24 protein-coding genes and 1 riboswitch are annotated in these 20,851 nt (G+C 45.7%); of the genes, 5 read left to right on the forward strand and 19 right to left on the reverse strand.

What is annotated here, in order from left to right; all coding sequences use genetic code 11:
- Positions 1 to 35: 35 nt before the first annotated feature.
- A complete protein-coding gene (locus tag NST16_RS10850; RefSeq protein WP_340886429.1) occupies positions 36 to 662 on the reverse strand; it encodes a histidine phosphatase family protein in 627 nt (208 codons plus the stop codon).
- A 130-nt stretch (positions 663 to 792) separates the two neighbouring features.
- On the opposite strand from NST16_RS10850, the gene NST16_RS10855 reads away from it, so the two are divergent.
- Complete coding sequence (locus NST16_RS10855; protein ID WP_095713465.1) at positions 793 to 1,263, forward strand: nucleoside deaminase; 471 nt, start codon at positions 793 to 795, stop codon at positions 1,261 to 1,263.
- Between the two features lie 4 nt (positions 1,264 to 1,267).
- Here NST16_RS10855 and NST16_RS10860 read toward each other — a convergent pair whose 3' ends face one another.
- Both NST16_RS10860 and NST16_RS10865 read right to left on the reverse strand, forming a co-directional pair.
- Positions 1,268 to 2,371 carry a glycosyltransferase gene (locus NST16_RS10860; RefSeq protein WP_340886433.1) on the reverse strand — a complete coding sequence of 368 codons (1,104 nt, stop codon included), beginning with the start codon at positions 2,369 to 2,371 and terminating at the stop codon, positions 1,268 to 1,270.
- 122 nt (positions 2,372 to 2,493) lie between these two features.
- Entirely contained in the window at positions 2,494 to 2,904 is a 411-nt protein-coding gene (locus NST16_RS10865) for an organic hydroperoxide resistance protein (protein WP_010333958.1), read from the reverse strand.
- 143 nt (positions 2,905 to 3,047) lie between these two features.
- On the opposite strand from NST16_RS10865, the gene NST16_RS10870 reads away from it, so the two are divergent.
- Entirely contained in the window at positions 3,048 to 3,491 is a 444-nt protein-coding gene (locus NST16_RS10870) for a MarR family winged helix-turn-helix transcriptional regulator (protein ID WP_168747567.1), read from the forward strand.
- A gap of 29 nt (positions 3,492 to 3,520) precedes the next feature.
- On the opposite strand, the gene NST16_RS10875 is transcribed toward NST16_RS10870, so the two are convergent.
- The 9 genes from NST16_RS10875 to NST16_RS10915 all read right to left on the reverse strand — a co-directional run bounded on the left by NST16_RS10875 (position 3,521) and on the right by NST16_RS10915 (position 10,515).
- Positions 3,521 to 3,946, reverse strand: a complete 426-nt coding sequence (locus NST16_RS10875; protein ID WP_340886439.1) for an organic hydroperoxide resistance protein — start codon at positions 3,944 to 3,946, stop codon at positions 3,521 to 3,523.
- Positions 3,947 to 4,075: 129 nt separating this feature from the next.
- Positions 4,076 to 5,323 carry a glutamate-5-semialdehyde dehydrogenase gene (gene proA, locus NST16_RS10880; RefSeq protein WP_340886442.1) on the reverse strand — a complete coding sequence of 416 codons (1,248 nt, stop codon included), beginning with the start codon at positions 5,321 to 5,323 and terminating at the stop codon, positions 4,076 to 4,078.
- Positions 5,324 to 5,334: 11 nt separating this feature from the next.
- A complete protein-coding gene (gene proB / locus NST16_RS10885) occupies positions 5,335 to 6,432 on the reverse strand; it encodes a glutamate 5-kinase (RefSeq protein WP_029441214.1) in 1,098 nt (365 codons plus the stop codon).
- A 361-nt stretch (positions 6,433 to 6,793) separates the two neighbouring features.
- Positions 6,794 to 7,696 carry a formyltetrahydrofolate deformylase gene (gene purU, locus NST16_RS10890; RefSeq protein ID WP_168747561.1) on the reverse strand — a complete coding sequence of 301 codons (903 nt, stop codon included), beginning with the start codon at positions 7,694 to 7,696 and terminating at the stop codon, positions 6,794 to 6,796.
- A gap of 70 nt (positions 7,697 to 7,766) precedes the next feature.
- Positions 7,767 to 8,084: a DMT family transporter gene (locus NST16_RS10895; protein ID WP_340886447.1), complete on the reverse strand. Its 318-nt coding sequence runs from the start codon at positions 8,082 to 8,084 to the stop codon at positions 7,767 to 7,769.
- The gene (locus NST16_RS10900) at positions 8,084 to 8,422 is read right to left on the reverse strand and encodes a DMT family transporter (protein WP_010333952.1); all 339 of its coding nucleotides are present in this window, start codon (positions 8,420 to 8,422) and stop codon (positions 8,084 to 8,086) included. The genes NST16_RS10895 and NST16_RS10900 overlap by 1 nt, the downstream gene beginning before the upstream one ends.
- Before the next feature lie 74 nt (positions 8,423 to 8,496).
- Positions 8,497 to 8,609, reverse strand: a riboswitch (guanidine-I (ykkC/yxkD leader).
- A gap of 32 nt (positions 8,610 to 8,641) precedes the next feature.
- Positions 8,642 to 9,157, reverse strand: a complete 516-nt coding sequence (locus NST16_RS10905) for a GNAT family N-acetyltransferase (RefSeq protein ID WP_010333951.1) — start codon at positions 9,155 to 9,157, stop codon at positions 8,642 to 8,644.
- Complete coding sequence (locus tag NST16_RS10910) at positions 9,147 to 9,674, reverse strand: DinB family protein (protein WP_340886454.1); 528 nt, start codon at positions 9,672 to 9,674, stop codon at positions 9,147 to 9,149. Before NST16_RS10910 ends, NST16_RS10905 begins: the two co-directional genes overlap by 11 nt.
- 109 nt (positions 9,675 to 9,783) lie before the next feature.
- Positions 9,784 to 10,515, reverse strand: coding sequence for a DUF421 domain-containing protein (locus NST16_RS10915; protein WP_339181112.1), 732 nt, complete (start codon positions 10,513 to 10,515; stop codon positions 9,784 to 9,786).
- Between the two features lie 159 nt (positions 10,516 to 10,674).
- Between NST16_RS10915 and NST16_RS10920 the strand changes: the two genes are divergently transcribed.
- Positions 10,675 to 10,899 (forward strand): hypothetical protein, encoded by a 225-nt coding sequence (locus tag NST16_RS10920; protein WP_340886457.1) that lies wholly within the window; start codon positions 10,675 to 10,677, stop codon positions 10,897 to 10,899.
- A 75-nt stretch (positions 10,900 to 10,974) separates the two neighbouring features.
- Here NST16_RS10920 and hmpA read toward each other — a convergent pair whose 3' ends face one another.
- Both hmpA and NST16_RS10930 read right to left on the reverse strand, forming a co-directional pair.
- The gene (hmpA, locus tag NST16_RS10925; RefSeq protein ID WP_340886460.1) at positions 10,975 to 12,177 is read right to left on the reverse strand and encodes an NO-inducible flavohemoprotein; all 1,203 of its coding nucleotides are present in this window, start codon (positions 12,175 to 12,177) and stop codon (positions 10,975 to 10,977) included.
- A gap of 252 nt (positions 12,178 to 12,429) precedes the next feature.
- Positions 12,430 to 12,948: an acyl-CoA thioesterase gene (locus NST16_RS10930; protein ID WP_339181109.1), complete on the reverse strand. Its 519-nt coding sequence runs from the start codon at positions 12,946 to 12,948 to the stop codon at positions 12,430 to 12,432.
- A 186-nt stretch (positions 12,949 to 13,134) separates the two neighbouring features.
- Between NST16_RS10930 and NST16_RS10935 the strand changes: the two genes are divergently transcribed.
- Both NST16_RS10935 and NST16_RS10940 read left to right on the forward strand, forming a co-directional pair.
- Complete coding sequence (locus NST16_RS10935; RefSeq protein WP_340886464.1) at positions 13,135 to 13,995, forward strand: dimethylarginine dimethylaminohydrolase family protein; 861 nt, start codon at positions 13,135 to 13,137, stop codon at positions 13,993 to 13,995.
- A gap of 89 nt (positions 13,996 to 14,084) precedes the next feature.
- Positions 14,085 to 15,134 carry a lactonase family protein gene (locus tag NST16_RS10940; RefSeq protein WP_268448641.1) on the forward strand — a complete coding sequence of 350 codons (1,050 nt, stop codon included), beginning with the start codon at positions 14,085 to 14,087 and terminating at the stop codon, positions 15,132 to 15,134.
- Between the two features lie 38 nt (positions 15,135 to 15,172).
- On the opposite strand, the gene NST16_RS10945 is transcribed toward NST16_RS10940, so the two are convergent.
- The 5 genes from NST16_RS10945 to dppE form a co-directional block, all read right to left on the reverse strand.
- Complete coding sequence (locus NST16_RS10945) at positions 15,173 to 16,156, reverse strand: ABC transporter ATP-binding protein (RefSeq protein ID WP_010333942.1); 984 nt, start codon at positions 16,154 to 16,156, stop codon at positions 15,173 to 15,175.
- A 12-nt stretch (positions 16,157 to 16,168) separates the two neighbouring features.
- Complete coding sequence (locus tag NST16_RS10950; protein WP_340886473.1) at positions 16,169 to 17,059, reverse strand: C40 family peptidase; 891 nt, start codon at positions 17,057 to 17,059, stop codon at positions 16,169 to 16,171.
- Positions 17,056 to 18,156: an L-Ala-D/L-Glu epimerase gene (gene ykfB / locus NST16_RS10955; RefSeq protein WP_268448637.1), complete on the reverse strand. Its 1,101-nt coding sequence runs from the start codon at positions 18,154 to 18,156 to the stop codon at positions 17,056 to 17,058. Before ykfB ends, NST16_RS10950 begins: the two co-directional genes overlap by 4 nt.
- A gap of 2 nt (positions 18,157 to 18,158) precedes the next feature.
- A complete protein-coding gene (locus tag NST16_RS10960) occupies positions 18,159 to 19,094 on the reverse strand; it encodes a S66 peptidase family protein (RefSeq protein WP_340886479.1) in 936 nt (311 codons plus the stop codon).
- A gap of 107 nt (positions 19,095 to 19,201) precedes the next feature.
- Complete coding sequence (dppE, locus tag NST16_RS10965; RefSeq protein ID WP_268448634.1) at positions 19,202 to 20,833, reverse strand: dipeptide ABC transporter substrate-binding protein DppE; 1,632 nt, start codon at positions 20,831 to 20,833, stop codon at positions 19,202 to 19,204.
- Positions 20,834 to 20,851 lie beyond the last annotated feature (18 nt).

The raw sequence follows: 20,851 nt of genomic DNA on the forward strand, positions 1-20,851 counted from the left end.
ATGAAAACCATCTGCAGATGCAGATGGTTTTTCTTTTAGAAAACGGAATTCGGTTTTCGATGCTCTCCATCCCCTTCTTTTAAAATATCGGCTGTTCCGTTTTTATCAAATGCCACAAGGCTCAAAGACGTATCATGTATGTAAGAGGAGTTCCATATGTCATGAATGCCTCTTCCCTTTATGATATTTAACAGCATCAATATAAAGACAGAATGGGTAACCAGAAGAACATTCCCGGAAGAATGGCTGTTTAAAATCGATTGGAGAGCCAGTCTTACCCGGCTTTCAAGGTCAAAAAAACTTTCACATCCCGGCTGGCGATATGCTTCAGGATTCTGAAAATAAGCATGAAAAAGATCAGGTTCGTCTCTTTCAATATCCTCTTGTTTTTTCCCTTCCCAAGGCCCCAGTGACATCTCTCTGAATATACGATCTTTCACCAGCGGCAGGCGGCGCGATCCCAATATAGCTTTTGCCGTCTCTTCTGTCCGCTTGCTCGGGCTGATGTAAACCTGATTGAATTCAATATCCTTCAGCCGTTTTCCAAGAGCACGGGCGTTGTACAGTCCAAGTTCTGTTAGACTAGAATCCAGCCAGCCCTGCATCCTTTTGTCTACGTTCCAATGCGTCTGTCCATGCCTGGCAATATACAAATGCAGCATATGCTCCCCTCCCTTTTTTCATCTTAGCAAATCCCCCAAATATTTTGTTTATTTTTCATTTTTTTGAGAATGTTTTTTACACTTCTTTTCGGCTATACTTATATCATTCGATCGACTGGGAGGGTTTGGGATGAATCATGAAGCGTTTTTAAAGCGGGCTGTCGAGCTTGCACGTGAAGGAGTGAAAGCTGGAATCGGCGGGCCTTTCGGAGCCGTTATCGTGAAGGATGGAATTATTATAGCCGAGGGACAGAACAACGTCACTACAAGCAATGATCCGACTGCCCACGCGGAAGTGACTGCTATTCGAAACGCCTGTAAAGCACTTGGGACATACCAGCTGGATGACTGCATGTTGTATACGAGCTGCGAGCCATGCCCCATGTGCTTAGGCGCCATCTACTGGGCCCGGCCGAAAGCCGTTTACTTTGCTGCTGAGCATACAGATGCTGCTGAAGCAGGATTTGATGATTCATTTATTTATGAAGAAATTGATAAACCTGCTGAAGAGAGAACGATCCCCTTTTATCACGTGACTCTTGCGGAGCATTTGTCTCCGTTCCAAGCATGGCGGGATGTTGACCATAAAAAAGAATATTAAAGGATCAGGCATGTACGGCCTGATCCTTTGTTAATTCGCTGAGCAGTTGCTGTGCCTGAGTACACCTCGGGTTTGCTTTCAGCGCTTTTTGCAAATATAAAACTGCTGTCATATGTTGATTCAATTCAGCGTGACAGACGCCCAGCCAGCAAAGGGATCGAAAATCAGCGGCTCCTTTCACCTGTACGTACTGATGGTTTTCACCTTGCGTTTGCAGACAGGATTCAAATGCTGTAATCGCTTCTCTGACTTTTTTAAGCTGATACATCATTATCCCTTTGTAGTAGTAAAGGGTGCTGTAATCCGGATAATGCCGCAGCGCTTCATCAATATCCCGTTCAGCTTCTTCATACCGTTCAGTATCAATGAGGAGTTTAAACTTGATATAATATATAATCGCTGGAGGAATTTGCTTTTTGCTGTTACATTCATTTATGAAATTCATTGCCAAGCGGATGGCTTTGCTCGGTTCGCCGCCTCTGTCGTACTCAGCTGCTTTTTGATAAATGAGAAGCGGGTCGGCATATGACGACGATAATTCTGTATTCAATATGCTTACATTGTGTTTATGCTTACACTTTGCCTCCTGCTCCAGATAGCCGTAATGGTGAATAACACAAGGGAGAGAGAAAGCGCCGCTTGCCTCCTCACCCACGGGCTTTTCGCAAATTCTTCCCTTAAAAGTTATCTTCCGCTGATTCCGTATCAGCCTGATCTGCATTTGTTCAAATGCTTCGTTTTCATCCCATTGCTTTCCCGTATAGTTTATAACCTTTACGTAACCAAGGGACTGCCTGCAGTCATTCAGCAATGAACGCAACAAGCTTCCCGTATCCAAGTCTAACTCTTCATCTGCATCCAAAATCAAAATCCACTCACCCTTGGCATGCTGTAAACTGATGTTTCTTGCCTGCGAATAATCCTGTGTCCATTGATGATGATAGACCTGAGCATGAAAACTTCTGCAAATTTCTTCTGTTTGGTCGTTTGATCCGGTATCAACGATAATGATTTCATCAGCAATATGCTGCACGCTTTCTAAACAGCGGACAATATGACGTTCTTCATTTTTAACAATCATACAAACTGACAGCTTCGGTCTTTTCATTTGCTCACCTTTTCTCTAGTCTGAATCCACCTATACTACATGTATTCACACTTCGAAAAGATCATAACCAATCCGTTATTATCCGCAAAAAAACATCCTGAGAACTCTCAGGATGCCGCAAATTATTTTAATTCCAATTTCACATCAACATTTCCTCTTGTTGCTTTAGAATAAGGACAGAATTCATGAGCAGCCTCGACAAGCTTTTGGGCCTGATCCCGATCCAATCCCTTTGTATTGACGACTAATGTGACTCCAATTTTAAAGCCGCCGTCTTTCTCATCCTTCATGAGGCTGACCTGACCTTCTATTTCTGAATCAATGTCAATATTTTGTTCTTTGGCCACGTGTTCAAGCGCGCCGCCAAAGCATGCTGCATAGCCTGCGGCAAAGAGCTGTTCCGGGTTTGTTCCGGTTTGTCCTTCTTTTTTTGCATTGGGCATGACAATGTCAAAATCGAGAACCCCGTCATCTGATTGAATATGTCCTGAACGTCCACCGCGAGCAGTGGCTTTTGCTGTAAATAATGCCATTTGTTTTCAGCCTCCTTATTTGTCTTTAGTTGTTATATTTCCCATACACATCTTTTTAAACATGTTTTGTTTGCCGAGAATAGGAAAAGTGGTGATTTTCAGCTACAATAGTATGTAATGTCAGAAAGAGTTGGTGAACACAGATGCAAAATGGATTTGATCATATGAAATTAGAGAATCAGCTTTGTTTTTTGCTTTATGCTAGTTCGCGGGAAATGACAAAGCAGTACAAGCCGCTGCTTGAAAAGCTGAATGTGACATACCCTCAATATTTGGCTTTGCTTTTATTGTGGGAACACGAAACACTTTCCGTCAAAAAAATGGGCGAGCTTCTGTATTTGGATTCCGGAACGCTGACACCGATGCTGAAACGGATGGAGCAGCAGGACTTGATTACCAGAAAAAGATCTGAAGAGGATGAGCGGTTGGTGATGATCAGCCTGACCGAGAACGGAACGTTATTAAAAGAAAAAGCGGCTGATATTCCGGGAACGATTCTGGCACTCTCAGGCCAGTCCGGCGAGGAATTAAAACACTTAAAATCGGCTCTATATACATTGCTTGAAACGCTGCACCAAAAAAAATGAGGATGCCCTATGTGAGGCATCCTCATTTTTTATTCAGCGACTTCCAATGTGACATCGATATTGCCGGAGGTTGCTTTTGAATAAGGGCAAACACCGTGCGCTTTTTGGACAAGTGCCTGTAATTCTGATGAGCTGACACCTTTTCCTTTCACCTGCAGCGTCACACCCAGTTTGTAGCCTTGATCTGCTTCATCCTTTAGCAGGCTGACATGCGCCGTAACCTCTGTCTCCACTTTTACTCGTTCTGTTCTTGCTACAAGCTGAAGTGCACTGTCAAAGCAAGCTGCGTAACCTGCCGCAAACAGCTGCTCCGGATTTGTCGCTTTTTCTAATTTCTTTGATCTCGGTGTTCCCGGCATTGCGACATCGAGCTCGAGAACGCGATCTGATGAAATCACCTTTCCTTCTCTTCCTCCTACCGCTGAAACAGACGCTGTAAATAATGGCTGACTCATTTTTGTATCCCCCTAAATATATTTTATACAATTTAATTGTACACAATCTAATTTATTGTGTCAATTTTTTAGCGAACAAAAAAAGCTTATCCCGTTACGAGATAAGCTTTTTCATCGAACATTGCCCCGCTATTCGCGAATTTGTCCTGTTCCTTTAATGATATATTTTGTAGAAGTTAATGCAGGAAGACCCATCGGTCCTCTTGCATGAAGCTTTTGTGTACTGATGCCGATTTCTGCTCCGTAGCCAAATTCAAAGCCATCGGTAAAACGGGTCGACGCGTTATGATAAACCGCGGCGGCATCGACAGCCGTTTGAAAGTAAGCTGCATGCTTATCGTTTTCAGTTAAAATGGCTTCAGAATGATTAGTGCCGTATTTCTGGATATGCTGTACAGCTTCCTGTACACTTTCAACCGTCTTTACACTAATGACAGGCCCTAAGTATTCCGTTCCCCAATCTTCTTCTGACGCCTGTTTGCTTGAAGAATGAAGTCCACATACGAATTCATCACCGCGGATTTCGACTCCCGCTTTTTCCAGCTGCGTCAGCAATTCTTTTCCGTGCTGCTCTGCCCATGCTTTATGGATCAGCAATGATTCAATCGCGTTGCAAACGGAAGGGCGCTGCGTTTTGGCGTTTACAACGATCCTTTCTGCCATTTCCGGATTTGCCGTTTCATCTATGAAAATATGACAGTTGCCTGCTCCGGTTTCTAATACTGGGACTGTTGATTCTCTAACAACGAGATCGATCAGTTTTTTGCCACCGCGCGGAATCAATACATCCAAGCCGTCATTTAACGTAAAGAGTTCTTTTGCTGTCTCTCTGCTCGTATCCTCAATCAGCTGCACAGCGTTGATGGGAAGCACTGACTTCTCAAGCGCTCTGTGAATGACACTGACGAGTGCTTTGTTGCTGTGAATGGCTGAGGAGCTCCCCCGCAGGACGACCGCATTCCCTGTTTTCAGGCAAAGGGTAGCTGCATCAACTGTGACGTTTGGCCTCGCCTCATAAATCATTCCGGCAACTCCGAGCGGCACACGGATTTTTTCAATAAACAGGCCGTTCTCTTTTTCAATTGCTTCAAGAGATTCGCCGACTGGGTCAGCCAGATCAATCAATAGCTCTACCGCGTCCGCGATGTCGCGTATGCGTTTCTCATCCAGCGTGAGACGGTCAATGACATCGGGTGTTAACCCATTTGCTTTTCCGTTCTTTATGTCTTTTGCATTTTCCGATAAGAGAAAATCCAATTCTTTCCGGAGTCCGTTTGCAATGAGACTGAGCGCCTCATTCTTTTCAGCCGTTGTTTTCATCATCATTTCAGCTGCTGCTTCTTTTGCCAGCTTCGCTTTTACAGAAACTTCACTCATTTTTCCGCCCCCTAGTCTTTTAAGTTGACCCAGTCATTCCTGTGAATGACCTCAAACGTTTTGTCAAAATCAAGCTCATTGCTTCGTTTGCCTTTTGCCTCCATAATTTCCTCAGATGAATAATGGGTCTGGCCTTTGCCGATCACACCGCCCGGTCCACGGACTTCCACGACAGCCCCTTTTGGAAAGCTTCCGTTCACGCCCACTACGCCAGCCGGTAAAAGACTGCTTCCGTTATAAACCATCGCCTCTTGGGCACCCGCGTCAATGACAATTTCTCCTGATATTGGCGAGTGGAATTGAATCCATTGTCTCGTATTGTTGACTGAGGATAGCTCCTTGTCGCCGATATAAGTCCCATCTCCCCTGCCGTCTAGAATATCCGCCAGCTTTTGTTCACCGCTGCCTGTTCCGATGAATACTTTGACCCCAAGAGACAGTGCTGTTTGTGCGGCCAGCAGCTTTGATTTCATACCGCCAGTGCCGACCTTTGATCCAGCTGAACCCGCGTATCCCAGCAATTCAGGGGTGATCTCCGGCAGGTAATCAAATCGCTTTGCATCAGGATTTTCATTCGGATTGGCATCATACAGCCCGTTAATGTCAGTGAGAATCATGAGCTGGTCCGCATGAATCAAACCGCTGACCAACGCAGAAAGCATGTCATTATCCCCGAATGTCAATTCTTCAACAGATGTAGAGTCATTTTCATTGATAATCGGAATGACGCCGCGCTCCAGTAATTCCATTATCGTTGCATACGCGTTTCGATACCGCTCTCTTTTCGAAAAATCATTTCTCGTCAAAAGGATTTGTCCCGGGGTAAGTGAGTATTGTTTAAATTGATTCATGTATTGCTGCATTAACAGTGTTTGTCCGACCGCGGCTGCCGCCTGTTTTCCCTTGATGGTGACGGGACGGGACGGATAACCGAGGCTGGAAAACCCCGCCGCTACTGCTCCCGAGGTAATCAAAATCAGTTCATGCCCCGCTTTTTTCAAAAGAGAAATTGCCTGAACGTGTTCTCTGATTTTTACCTCATCAATGCTTCCGTTGCTATTTGTAAGCGAACTGCTTCCTATCTTCACTACTATTCTTTGTTTTTTCATTTATTCTCCTCCGCGGCTTTTCGCCAGCCAACTTACAATAAAAAAACCCATTTCATCCTTATTGATAAGGACGAAATGGGTTTCCGTGGTACCACCTTGTTTGAACGCACTTCAGCACGTTCCGCTTCCCTGTAACGCCAGGTTATGCGCCTAGGTTTTCCCCCTAAGACTCCAAGGCAGGTTCGGCAGGTTTCATGCGGCAAAATGTTTCAGCCACTCATTTTGCTCTCTGTCACAGAAAGATCTGCTTACTAATCCTCTTCAACGCTCAATGATTTTTTTATATTATGCAAAGAAAAAGGCTTCTTGTCAAGGTTTTTTACACATCAAAAAAACCCGCATTACGCGGGCGCCTGGCAGTCTAGTTAAAGACAATTGTTTTATTTTCGTGAACGATGACACGGTCTTCTAAGTGCCATTTCACAGCACGGGCAAGAACGCTGCGTTCAATCGTTCTGCCGATATTTTTCAGCGCGTCGGCATTGTCGCGGTGGTCAACACGCTCAATGTCCTGTTCAATGATCGGCCCTTCATCAAGGTCATTTGTGACATAGTGAGAAGTTGCGCCAATCAATTTGACCCCCCGCTCATAAGCCCGTTTATACGGATTGGCACCGATAAAAGCAGGCAGGAAGGAATGGTGGATATTAATGATTCGATTCGGGTGAGCTGACACAAAATCAGGCGTTAAGATCTGCATGTAGCGAGCAAGAACGATCACATCAATATCATATTGCTCCAGCAGTTCAAGCTGCTGTTTCTCCACTTCCGCTCTGATATCTTTGTTCGCTTTTAAATAGTGGAATGGAATATTCAGCGGTTCAACAAGGTCTCTCGCATCTTCATGGTTGCTGATGACAACCGCGATTTCCGCCATAAGATTGCCTGTTTGCCATTCCCAAATGAGCTCATGCAGACAGTGAAGCTCCTTTGATACAAAAATAGCGACACGCTTCAGCTCGCTGGCCATCGTTAAGCTCCACGTCATGTCGAATGTATCCGCAATAGACGAAAACGCGTCCTGGAGTTTTTCTTTTTTCTCCTGAATGCCCTTGCAATCGAAGTCAATTCTCAGGAAAAAACGCCCGCCTTCAGGATCTGTCGTGTATTGATTGGATTCAATAATATTGGCGCCATGTTCCAATAAAAACGCAGAAACCGCAGCAACAATTCCCGGCTGATCGGGACAGCTGACCAAGAGGCGCCCTTTATCTTCATTTCCGTCACGGTATTCATTTAACCGCTGGGTCATATATGATTTCATGAATAATCCCTCTTATCTTTGTAAGTCTAGACTAATTATCCATTATACTGAAGATTTGATAAAAATCAATTTATGACAGAATTTTTAAACCGACGGCCGAGCACAAGATTAAAGCCATAAAGAAGATCCGTTTGGCGTCTTTCTGCTCATTGTAAAAGAGAATGCCGATAAGCGCCCCGCCCGCGGTGCCAATGCCTGTCCAAACGGCGTAAGCGGTGCCCATCGGAATGGTTTCCATAGCAAACGATAATAAGGAAAATGAGGCGGCAAAACCGATAATGATCAGCACCACCCATTTCGCGCTTTTTTCTTTCGCAAATTGATTCATAAGTGCGACGCCTGCCATTTCCAAAAAGCCCGCGCCTAATAAACTGATCCAATGAAGCATTATGCCTCGCCTCCTTTTTCATCAGCCTCATCCTGTGTCACAAGCTTCAATCCGATCACACCGATTAAGAGCACACCGATTAACACAAGCTTCGGCCATCCGACCGGTTCGTGAAACAGAAACATTTCACTCATCACCGTTCCTGCTGTGCCAAGACCTGTAAAGACGGCGTATACAGTACCGACCGGCAGGCTGCTTGTCGCCTTCATTAATAAATAAAAGCTAAATATGATACCGACGGCAGTGCCGCTCCATGTTAAGAGTGAGTCAGCATGCTTTAAGCCCACAACCCAAACAACCTCAAACACGGCGGCCAGCACAACCAATCCCCATTTCATATCACATCATTCCTTTCCTCCTATTATTGTCCGAAAACAAAAAAACCCCGGACAGTCGACTCTAATGAGCTTGACTCTCCCGGGCTTTTTTCCCTCCGTGTGCATATGCGCTGTTATGATGCGCATATGTGTTTTCTCTCGGACCAGTCCATGTCAATTAACATGCGGAACCCTAGAAAACTTTATCTGGTCTTATGATACTACACCTCAATGCTGTCTTCAATTGTAAGATTTTCTTTCATACACAGCAATCGGTTTATTCCATTTTCTGATCGTCCGGCTGTAAAGCATGCCGATTTTCTCCGCCACCCGTATAGACGCTTTGTTATCCGGGTCAATCAAAGCCGCAATTTTGCCGTACTGCCGGTGATTGAAGCCATATTCCAGGCAGGCTTTGGCCGCTTCTTGCGCATAGCCGTTTCCCCAGTGCCGGCGTGCAAACATATAGCCGATTTCCATCGCCGTTTCATTTTCAGTTTGCTGAGGTACGATTCCGCATTGGCCTAAAAAATCCCCCGACTGTTTGTCCTCAGCGATCCAGAGACTGACCCGGTACCCTTTTTCATTTCTTTTGTTCCAAGCGATCCACTCGCGGGTTTCCTGTTTATCTTTTAAACCGGAATAATACTTCATCACTTCAGGGTCGCTGAAAAGCTCAAGTAAAGCTTCTTGATCCCTGTCCTCCATACAGCGCAAACGAATCCGTTCGGTCTCAAGCTTCGTTTCAGCGCGCATTTTTGATTATATCCTGCTTCCATTCTTTTTTGAGGGCTTCAATATGGGCTTGATGATAGCGATTATGATCCGCCATATGCCAGATGCCCCATCTTACTGTTGCCTTGTCACCCTCGTAAGAAAGCGTTTGATGCAAATCGTTCTCGGTCAAGGTCTTACATACCGATTTCAGCTCGTTTACGACATGTTGGTGCCTTGTCAAAAGCTCTTCTAATCCCGGCTGATTCTTTGGTTCAGGCAATCGTCCGCTTTCATCTGTCATCGGGCCGTAAATGTCTTCAATATGGTCAGGGACCCGATTCTCCTTTATGCGCCACACCCATCTGATATCAACATTTGCGATATGCTGCAGCAGCTGTGCCGTGCTGTTTTTTGTTTGACAGCACCCCTTATCATATAGTTCTCTGTGAGTCATGCGGCTAACAATAGATGCCAAACGGAGTCTGTTTTCTTCCACTGCGGAATACAGCAGACTGACTGTCAGCTCCATGTCTTTTCTAATGAATAAGTCCCTCATGTTCCATTCCCTCCTTACCTAAGTGTACATTTGACGTAAGGGGGAACATTTCCTTTGCAGAAGGCACAATCTAATCTATCAAAAAAGCGCGAAAGAATGTCGGCACAAATTAATTGTTATTTCCAGGCTTGTATAAATACGGGTCATGGTGCGAATCGTTGGCTGTATTCAAATCGAGTGAGATGTCACCGCGGTCATTTAACGTGCCGAGCGTGATCAAAGACAGCTGTTTTGGGCTGTGCCCTTTTTCCTCAAGCTTTTCATACAGCCAGCTTCGGTTTTTTTGAAGGTACTTCAAATTGTGATCAAGGATCTCGCCGTCCAATATGAGGGGAATCGGGATAAAGTTCCGTTCAGCCTCCATATTCAAATCCCGCACCTGCACTGCTCTCGCTTCTTCTGTCGGGATCACGCTTACTTCTCCCGTTTCTTCAATGATGGCAAGGTCAATATCAGCCGGATCTGCATAGCCCTTTTCTCTCAGTTTTCCGAGCAGCTCATTGACGGTCAGCCTCTCTTTTTTGAGTCCACGCTCATCGATATCCCCGTTCCGGATTAACACTGTCGGACTGACCACCAGCAGCCACCTCCACTTATTAGAAAGAGCAAGCTTGCTCATCAGAAGATAAAGCAATAAAAAGGAGCACGCGTAATAAATAGACATCGGCAGTTTGGATGTGAGAATCGGCTCACTGATAATGGTTCCGATTGCGAAGGTCAAAAGCAAATCAAAATTGTTCATTTGTGACACGGCTTTTTTACCGGCAAGCCGAAACAAAATATAAGCAATCGAAAACACGATAACAGGCTTGAGTAAAAATGCCCATACCATCCATAACACTGATCATAGCCCTCCATCCGCTAGCCATAATGAATATATTGTTCCCTGGGACCGTAACGCTATGCATATCTTTACCTCTTCATCCAGCATCTAAATAGGCGAACGTGCAGAATGCAGGCACATAACATAGTAGAAAGCCATGTTGATTGGAGGGACAGCATGAAACATCAGCATAAGAGTGCCAATTGGCACTATGAAAGCATACAGCAAAAATCCCCAGCCTATCAGCCATACCATACAGCTGACAGGCTGGCCGGTTTAGAGCTTAAAATGGAACAATTGATCAGAGCTATCGAGGTGAACAATGAATTGCTGAGAACGATTCAAGAGCAGCAAAATCGCGTATGCACCAGCGGAGGCGGATCAGTCATTGTACGGATGTAGAAGAAGGCGCTCGTCCGCCTTCTTCTATTATCCTAAAAAGGGCTCTTCCCAATATTTGAGAAGAGCGGCGTGTAGTTAAGAAATAGACTTCGCCATACTTAATTGAGGACCGAACATTTCGTAATGGATAGACTCTGGCGCTGATCCGAGTTCCGATACAAGCTTATGCATGTGAGTGATAAATGAAGGTGAACCGCAAATATAATAATCCGCATCTGTATTGGCAATCAGAGCTTTGAGGTACTGCTGATCAATCTGCCCTTCATGAAATTGAATGTTACCTGCTCGGTCTTTTTCTGTTGGCTTGCGATACACAAATGCCGTTTTAACAGAAGAATGTTCTGCTGCCTCTTCTGCTTCATCGCGTAGCGCGTGGTATTCACTATTTTTCGCGGCATGGATAAACACAGTCTGCCGCTCAGGCTGTTTGGAAACAGACGTTTTCAGCATGCTGATCATCGGCGTAATGCCAACTCCGGCACTAAGCAGAACGAGATCTTTACGTGATGAGAAATCTAAAACAAAATCCCCTGCCGGTGCGCTGATTTCTAATGAATCCCCTTCATGCAGCTTATTGTGTAAATAAGAAGACACCACACCGTCTTTCTTAACTGAAATTCGATAATAGTCTTTTCCCGGCATATCGGACAGGCTGTATTGACGGATATGCGTATATTCAGAATCAGGAATCCGGACTTTGATGCTGATATACTGCCCTGCTTGAAATTCACATAACGGCTTGCCGTCTTCCGGTTTCAAATAGAAGGATGTAATTTCTTTGCTTTCACGCACTTTTTTCGCTATGACGAAAGACTTATACTCCTTCCATCCGCCGGTTTGATGTTCTGCCTGCTCATACATTTCTTTTTCAATTCTGATAAATGCGTCAGCTATTACCCCATACGCTTTCTCCCACGCCTGCATTATGTCAGGAGCCGCTGCATCTCCCAAAACATCTTTAATGGCAATCAGCAAATATTTGCCGACAATCGGATAATGTTCAGGCTTAATGCCGATACTGCGGTGTTTATGGCCGATTTGTTTGATGACCGGAATGATATGGCCAAGCCGGTCAATATTGGCGGCAGCTGCAATAACAGCATTCGCCAAGGCAGTACGCTGTGTTTTTTTCTTTTGGTTTGTTTGATTAAAAATGTTTAAAAGCTCAGGATGATTTTGGAACATGAGGTCGTAAAAACGTCCTGTAATGGATTCACCGTGCTGCTGTAATACTGGCACAGTACTTTTTATGATTTCGATTGTTTTATTATCTAACATCGTTTAACAACCCTTCCGAAAAGATGCATTTTAAATATACCTTTAAAATACATGATCCCGCCCTTAAAAGATATATTTTAAATGAATCTTTAAAAAAGTTGCCACAAAATTATCAATTTAACGTGACAATTGTTGCTTTTGCATAGAATTCCCTAGCAAAAACGGACTAATCTTTGTGGTTTATCAGCATCGGCAGCGAAATAATCCGAAGGCACAAAAAAACCCAAAACAAATTTGTTTTGGGTTTCATGTTTACCAAGGCTTGTCTGTTCCAAGCACATTTGCCAGCGCTTGACTGTGTTTTTTTCGGTTTTTCCGTTCACTTGCACGCTGAACCGCTGTGTTATGCAGCATGATTTCCTCTTCTGTCTCCGGTACAACTCTCGGCACAGGCACCGGCTTGCCGTTGGAGTCTAATGCGACAAAGGTCAAAAAGGATGTCGCGGCGAGTTCCCTTTCACCAGTCATCAGATGCTCTTTGATGACTTTCACAAACACCTCCATGGAAGATGTGCCCACCCACGTCACATAAGATTCCAAGCAGACAGACTCCCTTTGCCCGATCGGTTTCAGAAAATCGACAGAGTCCATCGAAGCCGTTACCGTATCACGTCTGCAATGGCGCGCTGCGGAAATAGACGCAATATCATCGATATAACTCATCAGTTTTCCGCCAAACAGCGTATTATGATTGTTTGTATCAAGAGGGAATACCCTGCTGGTTTTTACAACCTTTGACTCTTTACAAAATTTTGTTTCCTGTGCTTCCATACCTTTCTCCCCTTTGATGTCTGATCGATTAGTAAATGCACTCATATTCTCCTATTAAACAATATTCTCATCCATTTGTCTAAAATTTAAAATGGTTTGTCTGTGAGGTTTTCTTTCTGGAATGTTTAATGATCAGGATGATGAGGGAATAATATACGTATTTCACACGGTCAGGAGGAGAAACAAATGGATGTATCCGTACCAAAACATCAGCACAAAACCGTATGCCAAACAGAATATGGCACCTTGAAGAAAGTTATTTTATGCAAACCCGAGCATATGACAATTAAGGACGTAATTAATGAAACCCAAAAACAGTTTGAAGATGACAATATTCAGGTCAAAACCGCCAAAGAGCAGCACAGCCGCTTAGTAGAAGAGCTCAGGTCACACAGTATTGAGGTCATCCTTTTGCCTGTTCAACACGGACTGCCTGAGCAGGTATTTACCCGGGATATCGGTTTTGTCATCGGGGAAAAAGCCTTTCTTTCCAGCATGACTGAGCCCATTCGCCAAGGGGAAGAAGCTGTGATAAAAGAATTTTTCCACAATCAAGGGATTCCTTATACCCGGATGCTCGATACTAGCATTGAAGGCGGTGACGTCGTCATAGATGGTGATACCGTTTATGTCGGAATCAGCCAGCGGACGGACATCTCAGCGGTCGGCCAGCTGCAAGAAGAGCTTCCTGAATACACCATTATCCCAGTTCCGCTCCATGAAAAATTTCTGCATTTGGACTGCGTATTTAATATTATTTCTGAAAGCGAAGCGTTAATCTACCCTAAAGCCCTTCCGCAGCAGGAAGTCAATATGCTGGCAGACCGTTACAATCTCATTGAGGTACCGGAAAACGAACAATTTACACTTGGCACCAATGTCCTGTCTATCGGCAGAAAGACCATCATCAGCCTGCCGGGCAATCGTCATGTCAATCGTGAATTATCCAAAAGAGGCTATCACATCATCGAAATTGATTTGTCAGAAATTATCAAATCAGGCGGTGCCTTCAGATGCTGTACGATGCCGCTCATTCGAGGAGAATGAAGAATATTCCCCTTTTTCATGTTTTAAACAGCGTATTTCAGTAAGATACGTTAATATAGAGATGACATCATTTTTAAGGGGGAAATCGCATGACAAAGTACATAGGATATGTCGGAACATATACAAAAGGCGGAAGTGAAGGCATTTATTCATTTGAGCTGGATACTGACAAAAAAACACTCAGCGAGCCAAAGCTTGCTGCAAAGCTGGGAAACCCCACATATGTGACGCCGAATAAAGACAACACGATTCTTTATTCAATTGAAAAAGCAGACGGAATAGGCGGTGTTGCTGCCTATCAAATCGATAAAAACAGCGGCGAATTAACATTTCTGAATCATCAGTTAATCGATGGCCCATCGCCATGTCATGTAAGCGTCGATGATCATCAGCAATACGTATTGACAGCCAACTATCACAGCGGGAAGGTGCACGCTTTTCCGGTTCAAAAAGACGGAGGTTTGCAGTCCCCCGCTTCAGAAGCCGCCCATACAGGAAAGGGTCCGCATGAAAGACAGGAAAAGCCGCATACACACTATGCGGGCTTTACACCTGAACATAATTATGTTGTAGCGGTTGACTTAGGGACAGATAAGCTGTACACCTATCAACTAAAAGACGGTGAATTGAAGGAATCTGGTAGTCATTCCTTCGCTCCAGGTGCAGGCCCTCGTCATATCGCTTTTCACCCAAAAGAAAAGTACGCTTATGTCATGACAGAATTAAGCAATGAAGTAATTGCGCTTGAATACAATCCGACAGCCGGCGAATTCAGAGAACTTCAAGTCGTCTCTGCCATTCCTGATGATTTCACTGATAACAGCCAGGGAAGCGCCATTCATGTCACTCAGGACGGCCGTTTTGTTTACGTAGCAAACCGCGGCCATGACAGTATCGCTGTGTTTGAAGTGAATCAATATTCAGGCGAGCTGGCATTTGTGGAAAGAGTGTCGACTGAAGGAAACTGGCCTCGTGACTTTGTGCTGGATCCAACGGAGTCCTTCCTTGTCGTTTCAAACGAAGAAACAGGCAATCTCGTATTGTTTGAAAGAGACACAGAGACAGGCCGGCTGACACTGCTTCCTTCAACCGTTTCTGTCCCTTATCCGGTGTGCGTGAAATTTTTACAGCAATCATAAAAGAAAGCTGGCTCCTAACAACGGAGCCAGCTTTTTATTTATCTCACCTTTTCTTTCGTTTCAGCATTTCGATATAAATGGCAGGCAACGAAACGGCCGGCTTCGATTTCTTGAAGCAAAGGGCGTGATTCCCCGCATTCAGGCATCGCCTCCGGGCAGCGCGTCCGAAACACACAGCCACTCGGCGGATGAACCGGACTCGGCAGCTCCCCTTTTAAAATAATGCGCTCACGCTTGTCCTCTAACTCAGGGTCCGGAATCGGAATCGAAGACAGCAGCGCCTTCGTATACGGGTGCAGCGGTTCACGATACAATGTGCCGCTATCTGTAATTTCCATCATGTGGCCTAAGTACATAACGCCGATCCTGTCGCTGATATGCTTTACCATCGATAAATCATGGGCAATAAACAGAAACGTGAGCCCTTTTTCTTTTTGAAGCCGCTTCAGCAGGTTGACCACTTGCGCCTGAACCGACACATCAAGCGCAGAAATTGGTTCGTCCGCTACGATGAACTCCGGATTCAATGACAGCGCTCTGGCAATCCCGATCCTCTGCCTTTGACCTCCGCTGAATTCATGTGGGTAACGGCTGCCGAAATCCGGGTGAAGCCCTACTGCCTCAAGCAGCTCGTCCACAACGAGGAGCCGCGCTTTATGGGTATTGTAAAGATTGTGAATTTCCATCGGCTCTAGAATGATGTCTCGAACTGTCATCCTCGGATTGAGTGATGCATAAGGGTCCTGAAAAATCATCTGCAGTTTGCGGTTATAGGCAAACTGCTCTTTCTCACTGAGGGCGTGAAGATTGGTTCCGCGGTATTTGACGCTTCCTTCTGTGGGATGGTATAGACGCATCAGCACTCTTCCCAAGGTTGATTTCCCACAGCCGGATTCCCCGACAAGCCCGAACGTCTCCCCCTCATGAACCTGGAAGGTTACCCCGTCGACCGCTTTGACTGTTCGCTTTTTCCCTGCGTCAAAATGCATTTTCAGCTGACTGACCTCTAGCAGTGGTGTCATGTGTCTCCCTCCTCATTCTGAAAAACAGCGGCGTGCCGCACAAAGCTCTTTTTCATATTCTGTATTTTTCAGCGTGATGATTTCGATCGATTTCCCTGTCTTAGGAGAATGAAGCATTTTTCCGTCTCCTATGGACAGACCCACGTGATGAATTGCTCCTTTTCCTTCTTCATATGCAAAAAATAGCAGATCACCTGCACCGATGTCGTGAAGCGGCACTTCCTTCCCTGTTTTCGCCTGGTCTCCCGCATCACGGGGAATACTGTACCCATTGGCTTTAAATAAGCTGTACATAAAACCAGAGCAGTCAAATCCAAATCCGCTTATACCTCCCCATAAATAAGGAAGTCCAAGAAAACATGCCCCTGTCTGAATGATGTCTTCGGCTGTTCCTTTCTTATGCTGAAAAGACTCCGCATCAGTTTGTCTCAGAAGCCTATCTCCAAAAGGAGTCGCTACTTTGAAAAAGCCGTCCTCTTCACCAATCAGAGGCAGAGCAGTTAAGAAGCTCAGTTCAATTTCCTTTTCTCGGGTATCCCCATACAAAAAAGCTGTTGGTTTGCTGATCGACACGGTGTGATTCGATTGTGTGAGATTTGTGTTTATCAGCTGGTTCTTTTTCATCCAGCCCGGATATCCGCGTTTATCCTTGCGGGATGACTGGCCGGGCACAATGACAGACACCCATTCATCCTGTTCCGCCGTGACCAGCACCTCCTCGCCAAAGAGAACCTGCGTTTGGATCACATTATCTTTACATAACCCAAGCCGCTGATCATAGGTCATGCTCTTGAGCCATTCTCTGATCGACACGGTTGGATTGAGCATTGTGTGATCAAATGGACGAGGTGAATCAGGCGCCGTCCATATGTTGGCAACTGCTGATATAACAGTATGGTTCATGTCTCCGTTTCTCCTTTCTGAAGCACAACTCCTGTAATGCCAAGACCCGGTTGGTCTGGCAATGTAATCGTGCTGCCGCTGTATACAATTCCGCCCTTGATCAAATCCGTTTTCAGCATGAGCGGGGCATCAAAGTCAAAGCGCGTAACGTTTTTTTTGCTTGCCGCGAAATGCGCCGCAGCTGTAATGCCGAGCTTTGTTTCGATCATGCTGCCGACCATGCACTCCATCCCGCAAATCTCTGCCATGGCATTGATTTTCTCTGCTCCGCTGATTCCTCCTGCCTTCATCAATTTAATATTGATCAGGTCGGCGCTGCGGGTTTGAAGGACTTCGAATGCCTGTCGCGGAGTAAATACACTTTCATCAGCCATGATTGGCGTGTCCGTTGCATCCGTCACTTTCTTGAGCCCGGCAAGATCATCCTTATGGACAGGCTGTTCGACAAGCTCAATGTCCAGGCCGGCATCCTCCATTTTCCGAATAGCGGTTACCGCTTCTTTCGGCGCCCATCCCTGATTGGCATCCAAACGAAGCTTCGCCCCAGGCCCGACCCGTTTTCTGACTTCTTGAATACGGGCGATATCTGTCTCAATGTCATCTCTGCCAACCTTTATTTTTAGCGTTTGAAAGCCTTGTTTAAGAAAACGCTCTGCATCCGCCGCCATCTCTTCAGGCGGGTTCACACTGACGGTGTAGTCCGTTTCAAGCGTGCTTCGATATCCGCCGAGCATTTGGTAAAGCGGCTGCCCGCCCATCTGCGCCCAGCCGTCGTATACAGCCATTTCCACAGCTGCTTTTGCGCTTTGATTTCCTGCCAGAAGATGCTGGATGTCATGCAGAATGGCCTCGCAGCCGGACACGCTTCTTCCAAGCAGTGCCGGCTTTAAGACGTTGTGTATCGCACTTTCGATACTGTCCATGCTGTCTCCGGTAATCACAATCGTCGGAGGCGCTTCTCCCCATCCGATTGCGCCATTGTCATAAGTGATCGTTACGATCACAGATTCAGCTGTATACACTGTGCGAAGCGCCGTTTTAAACGGCTTTGTCAGCGGCACGGCGACCCGTTTTGTGTCTATTTTTATTATTTTCATACTCAATGCGCCCCTCCAGAAACGCCCGCCTCAATGACGACCGTTTTTTTTGCTGTATCCATGGCAGCGTGCACACCGATCGGAACGGCAATACTCGGCGAACAGTGGCCAATCTTAAACCCTCTAAGAGCAGGCCTTCCGGAGGACACAATATAGTCTTCGAGCACCTGCTCAAGTGTCAAAGATTTCTCCCGTTTCACCGGGATGCAGTTATGAAAATCACAAACAAGAATGCCGGCTGCGTCCGACAGCTTCCCTGCCATTTTCAGCTGATTCAGCATCCGGTCAATTTGATAAGGCTCCTCGTCAATATCTTCAATAAACAGGAGCTTTCCCCTCGTATCAATCTCAAACGGCGTGCCGAGTGTAGATGACAGCAAGGATAGATTGCCGCCGACAAGCTCCCCTTCCGCTTTTCCCGGGACAAGCACCGTCAGCGGTGAAAGTTTTTCTGTATAGGTGAATGCCGTCTCTTGAAACAGCTGCTGATACGACGCTTTTGTCAGGGGATGAACGTCTTCCAGGCCTATATCTGAGCTGAGCATCGGCCCGTGAAAAGTGACGAGGCCCGTGTTTTGATGGATGGCGGTATGTAAAAACGTAATATCACTGTATCCCCAAAAGATTTTAGGGTGTTTGCGGAGCAAGCTGTAATCAATGCTTGAGGCGATCCGTCCCGTGCCAAAGCCTCCGCATGCGCACAGCACCGCTTTCACCTCCTGGTCTTTGAACATCTCGTGCAGATCAGCCAGCCGCTCATCATCCTGTCCCGCTAAATAGCCGTGCTGGTTTTTCAGCGCCTTGCCCAGCTTTACCTGAAGGCCGAGCTCCTCTAAAAACAAAAGCGCCGTGTCAAGCTTTTTCGGATCAGGCGGGCTTGCAGGTGCGATGACACCGACTATATCGCCTTTTTTCAGTGCGTTCGGCTTGTGATTCAACTCCGATCAGCTCCCTTCATTTGCTCTGCCCCCTACGTATACGTATAAATAAGAGAAAAAATACCGCTCCTTCACATAAAGAGAGCAGTATTTTCTCAATCGCCGTGTTAGTTTTTATCGGCCCATTTTAAATCGATATAGCCGACAGGGTGCCGGACGATGTCCTTTACATGTTCGTTTTGCAGATTGACCTGATTATAGAAATAAACCGGAATAATAGGTGCTTCATTGATGAGAAGCTTTTCCGCCTTATGCATGAGTGAAAAACGCGTTTTTTCATCCGCTTCATTTTTCGCCTGCTTCATCAGCTGATCATATTCTTTGTTGGTCCAGCCTGTGCGGTTCATCGAATTTCCTGTTTGGAAGGCTTCCAGGAAACTGATAGGGTCCGCATAATCAGGCAGAAATGAGCTTTGTGAGAATTGGAACTTAAGCGCTTTTTGCTCCTCTAAAAACACGTTCCACTCCATATTGGCCAGCTTCACATCGACGCCAAGAGTATTTTTCAATTTTTGCTGGATGGCTTCAGCAATCTTTTTATGCTCCGGTTTCGTACTGTAAGTAAGCGTGACCGCAGGCAGCTTGTCATACTTCTCTTCCTTCATTCCTTTTTCTAACAGCTGCTTCGCTTTGTTTTCATTTGGTGTGATCAGGTCTCCGCCCGCTTCCCGAAAGTCCTTGCCGTCAGGCTGTGTAAACCCGGGCGAAACAAAAGCGTGTGCCGGTTTTTCATTGTTTTTCGTGACGTATTTTACGATTTCCTTCTGATCAACAGCCATTGCGAAGGCTTTTCTGATGTTTTCATTTTGAAACGGCTCCATATTGACATTAAAGCGGTAAAAGTATAAACCCGCCTGATCAACGATGTGCACGTTGTCTTGATCCAGCAGCTGGTCACTTAGCTCAGCCGGTACGTATGCGGTGTCCAATTCTCCAGACTGAAACATTTGGTAATCTGTATTTCTGTCACTCACCATTGCCCATTTCACTTTGTCAAGCTTAACAGTTTCTTTATCCCAGTACGTATCGCTTTTTTCCATTGTGATGCTGTCATCATGCTTCCATTCCGCCAGTTTAAACGGGCCGTTGCCGACAAATGTATCAGCTTCAGCAAACCACTTTGGATTTTCTTTATCGACTTTTTCGTTAACCGGAAAATACGCCGGGTTTGACACCACGCTCAGGAAATATTTTTGCGGCGCGGCAAGTGTCACTTCAAGGGTATGATCATCCTTTGCCGTCACCTTCACATCGTCTCTTTTCCCTTTTCCGCTGTTATAGGCTTCGCCGCCTTCAATAAAGTAGCCGAGAAACGCGGAAGATGCTCCTGTTTTCGGATCAAGCATCCGTTTCCAAGCATATTCAAAATCTCCGGCTGTCACAGGGTCTCCGTTCGTCCATTTCGCATTTTCCCGAATCGTAAATGTGTACGTTTTTTTATCCTTCGACACAGACCACTTCTCTGCCATCGCCGGCTCCGGTTCATTGTCTTTACCGAGGCGCGTTAACCCTTCCATGATGTTATTTAACGGCTGCCAAGACACATTATTAAAACCGATCGGCGGGTCAAACGAAGTCGGTTCATTTTCATTATTTAAGTACAGTACCTTTTCTCCGCTTGTCTTTGCCTTATCTTCTCCGCTTTCTTTTCCAGCCTGCTCATTTGCCGTGCATCCCATCAGCGCAAATGAAAGCCCCAGTGCAAGACCCATTCCCCATAGCTTCTTCACTTTCTTCATCCTCTTCCCCCTTTTTCG

The organism is Bacillus sp. FSL K6-1005 (assembly GCF_038000225.1).
Lineage (GTDB): Bacteria > Bacillota > Bacilli > Bacillales > Bacillaceae > Bacillus > Bacillus mojavensis.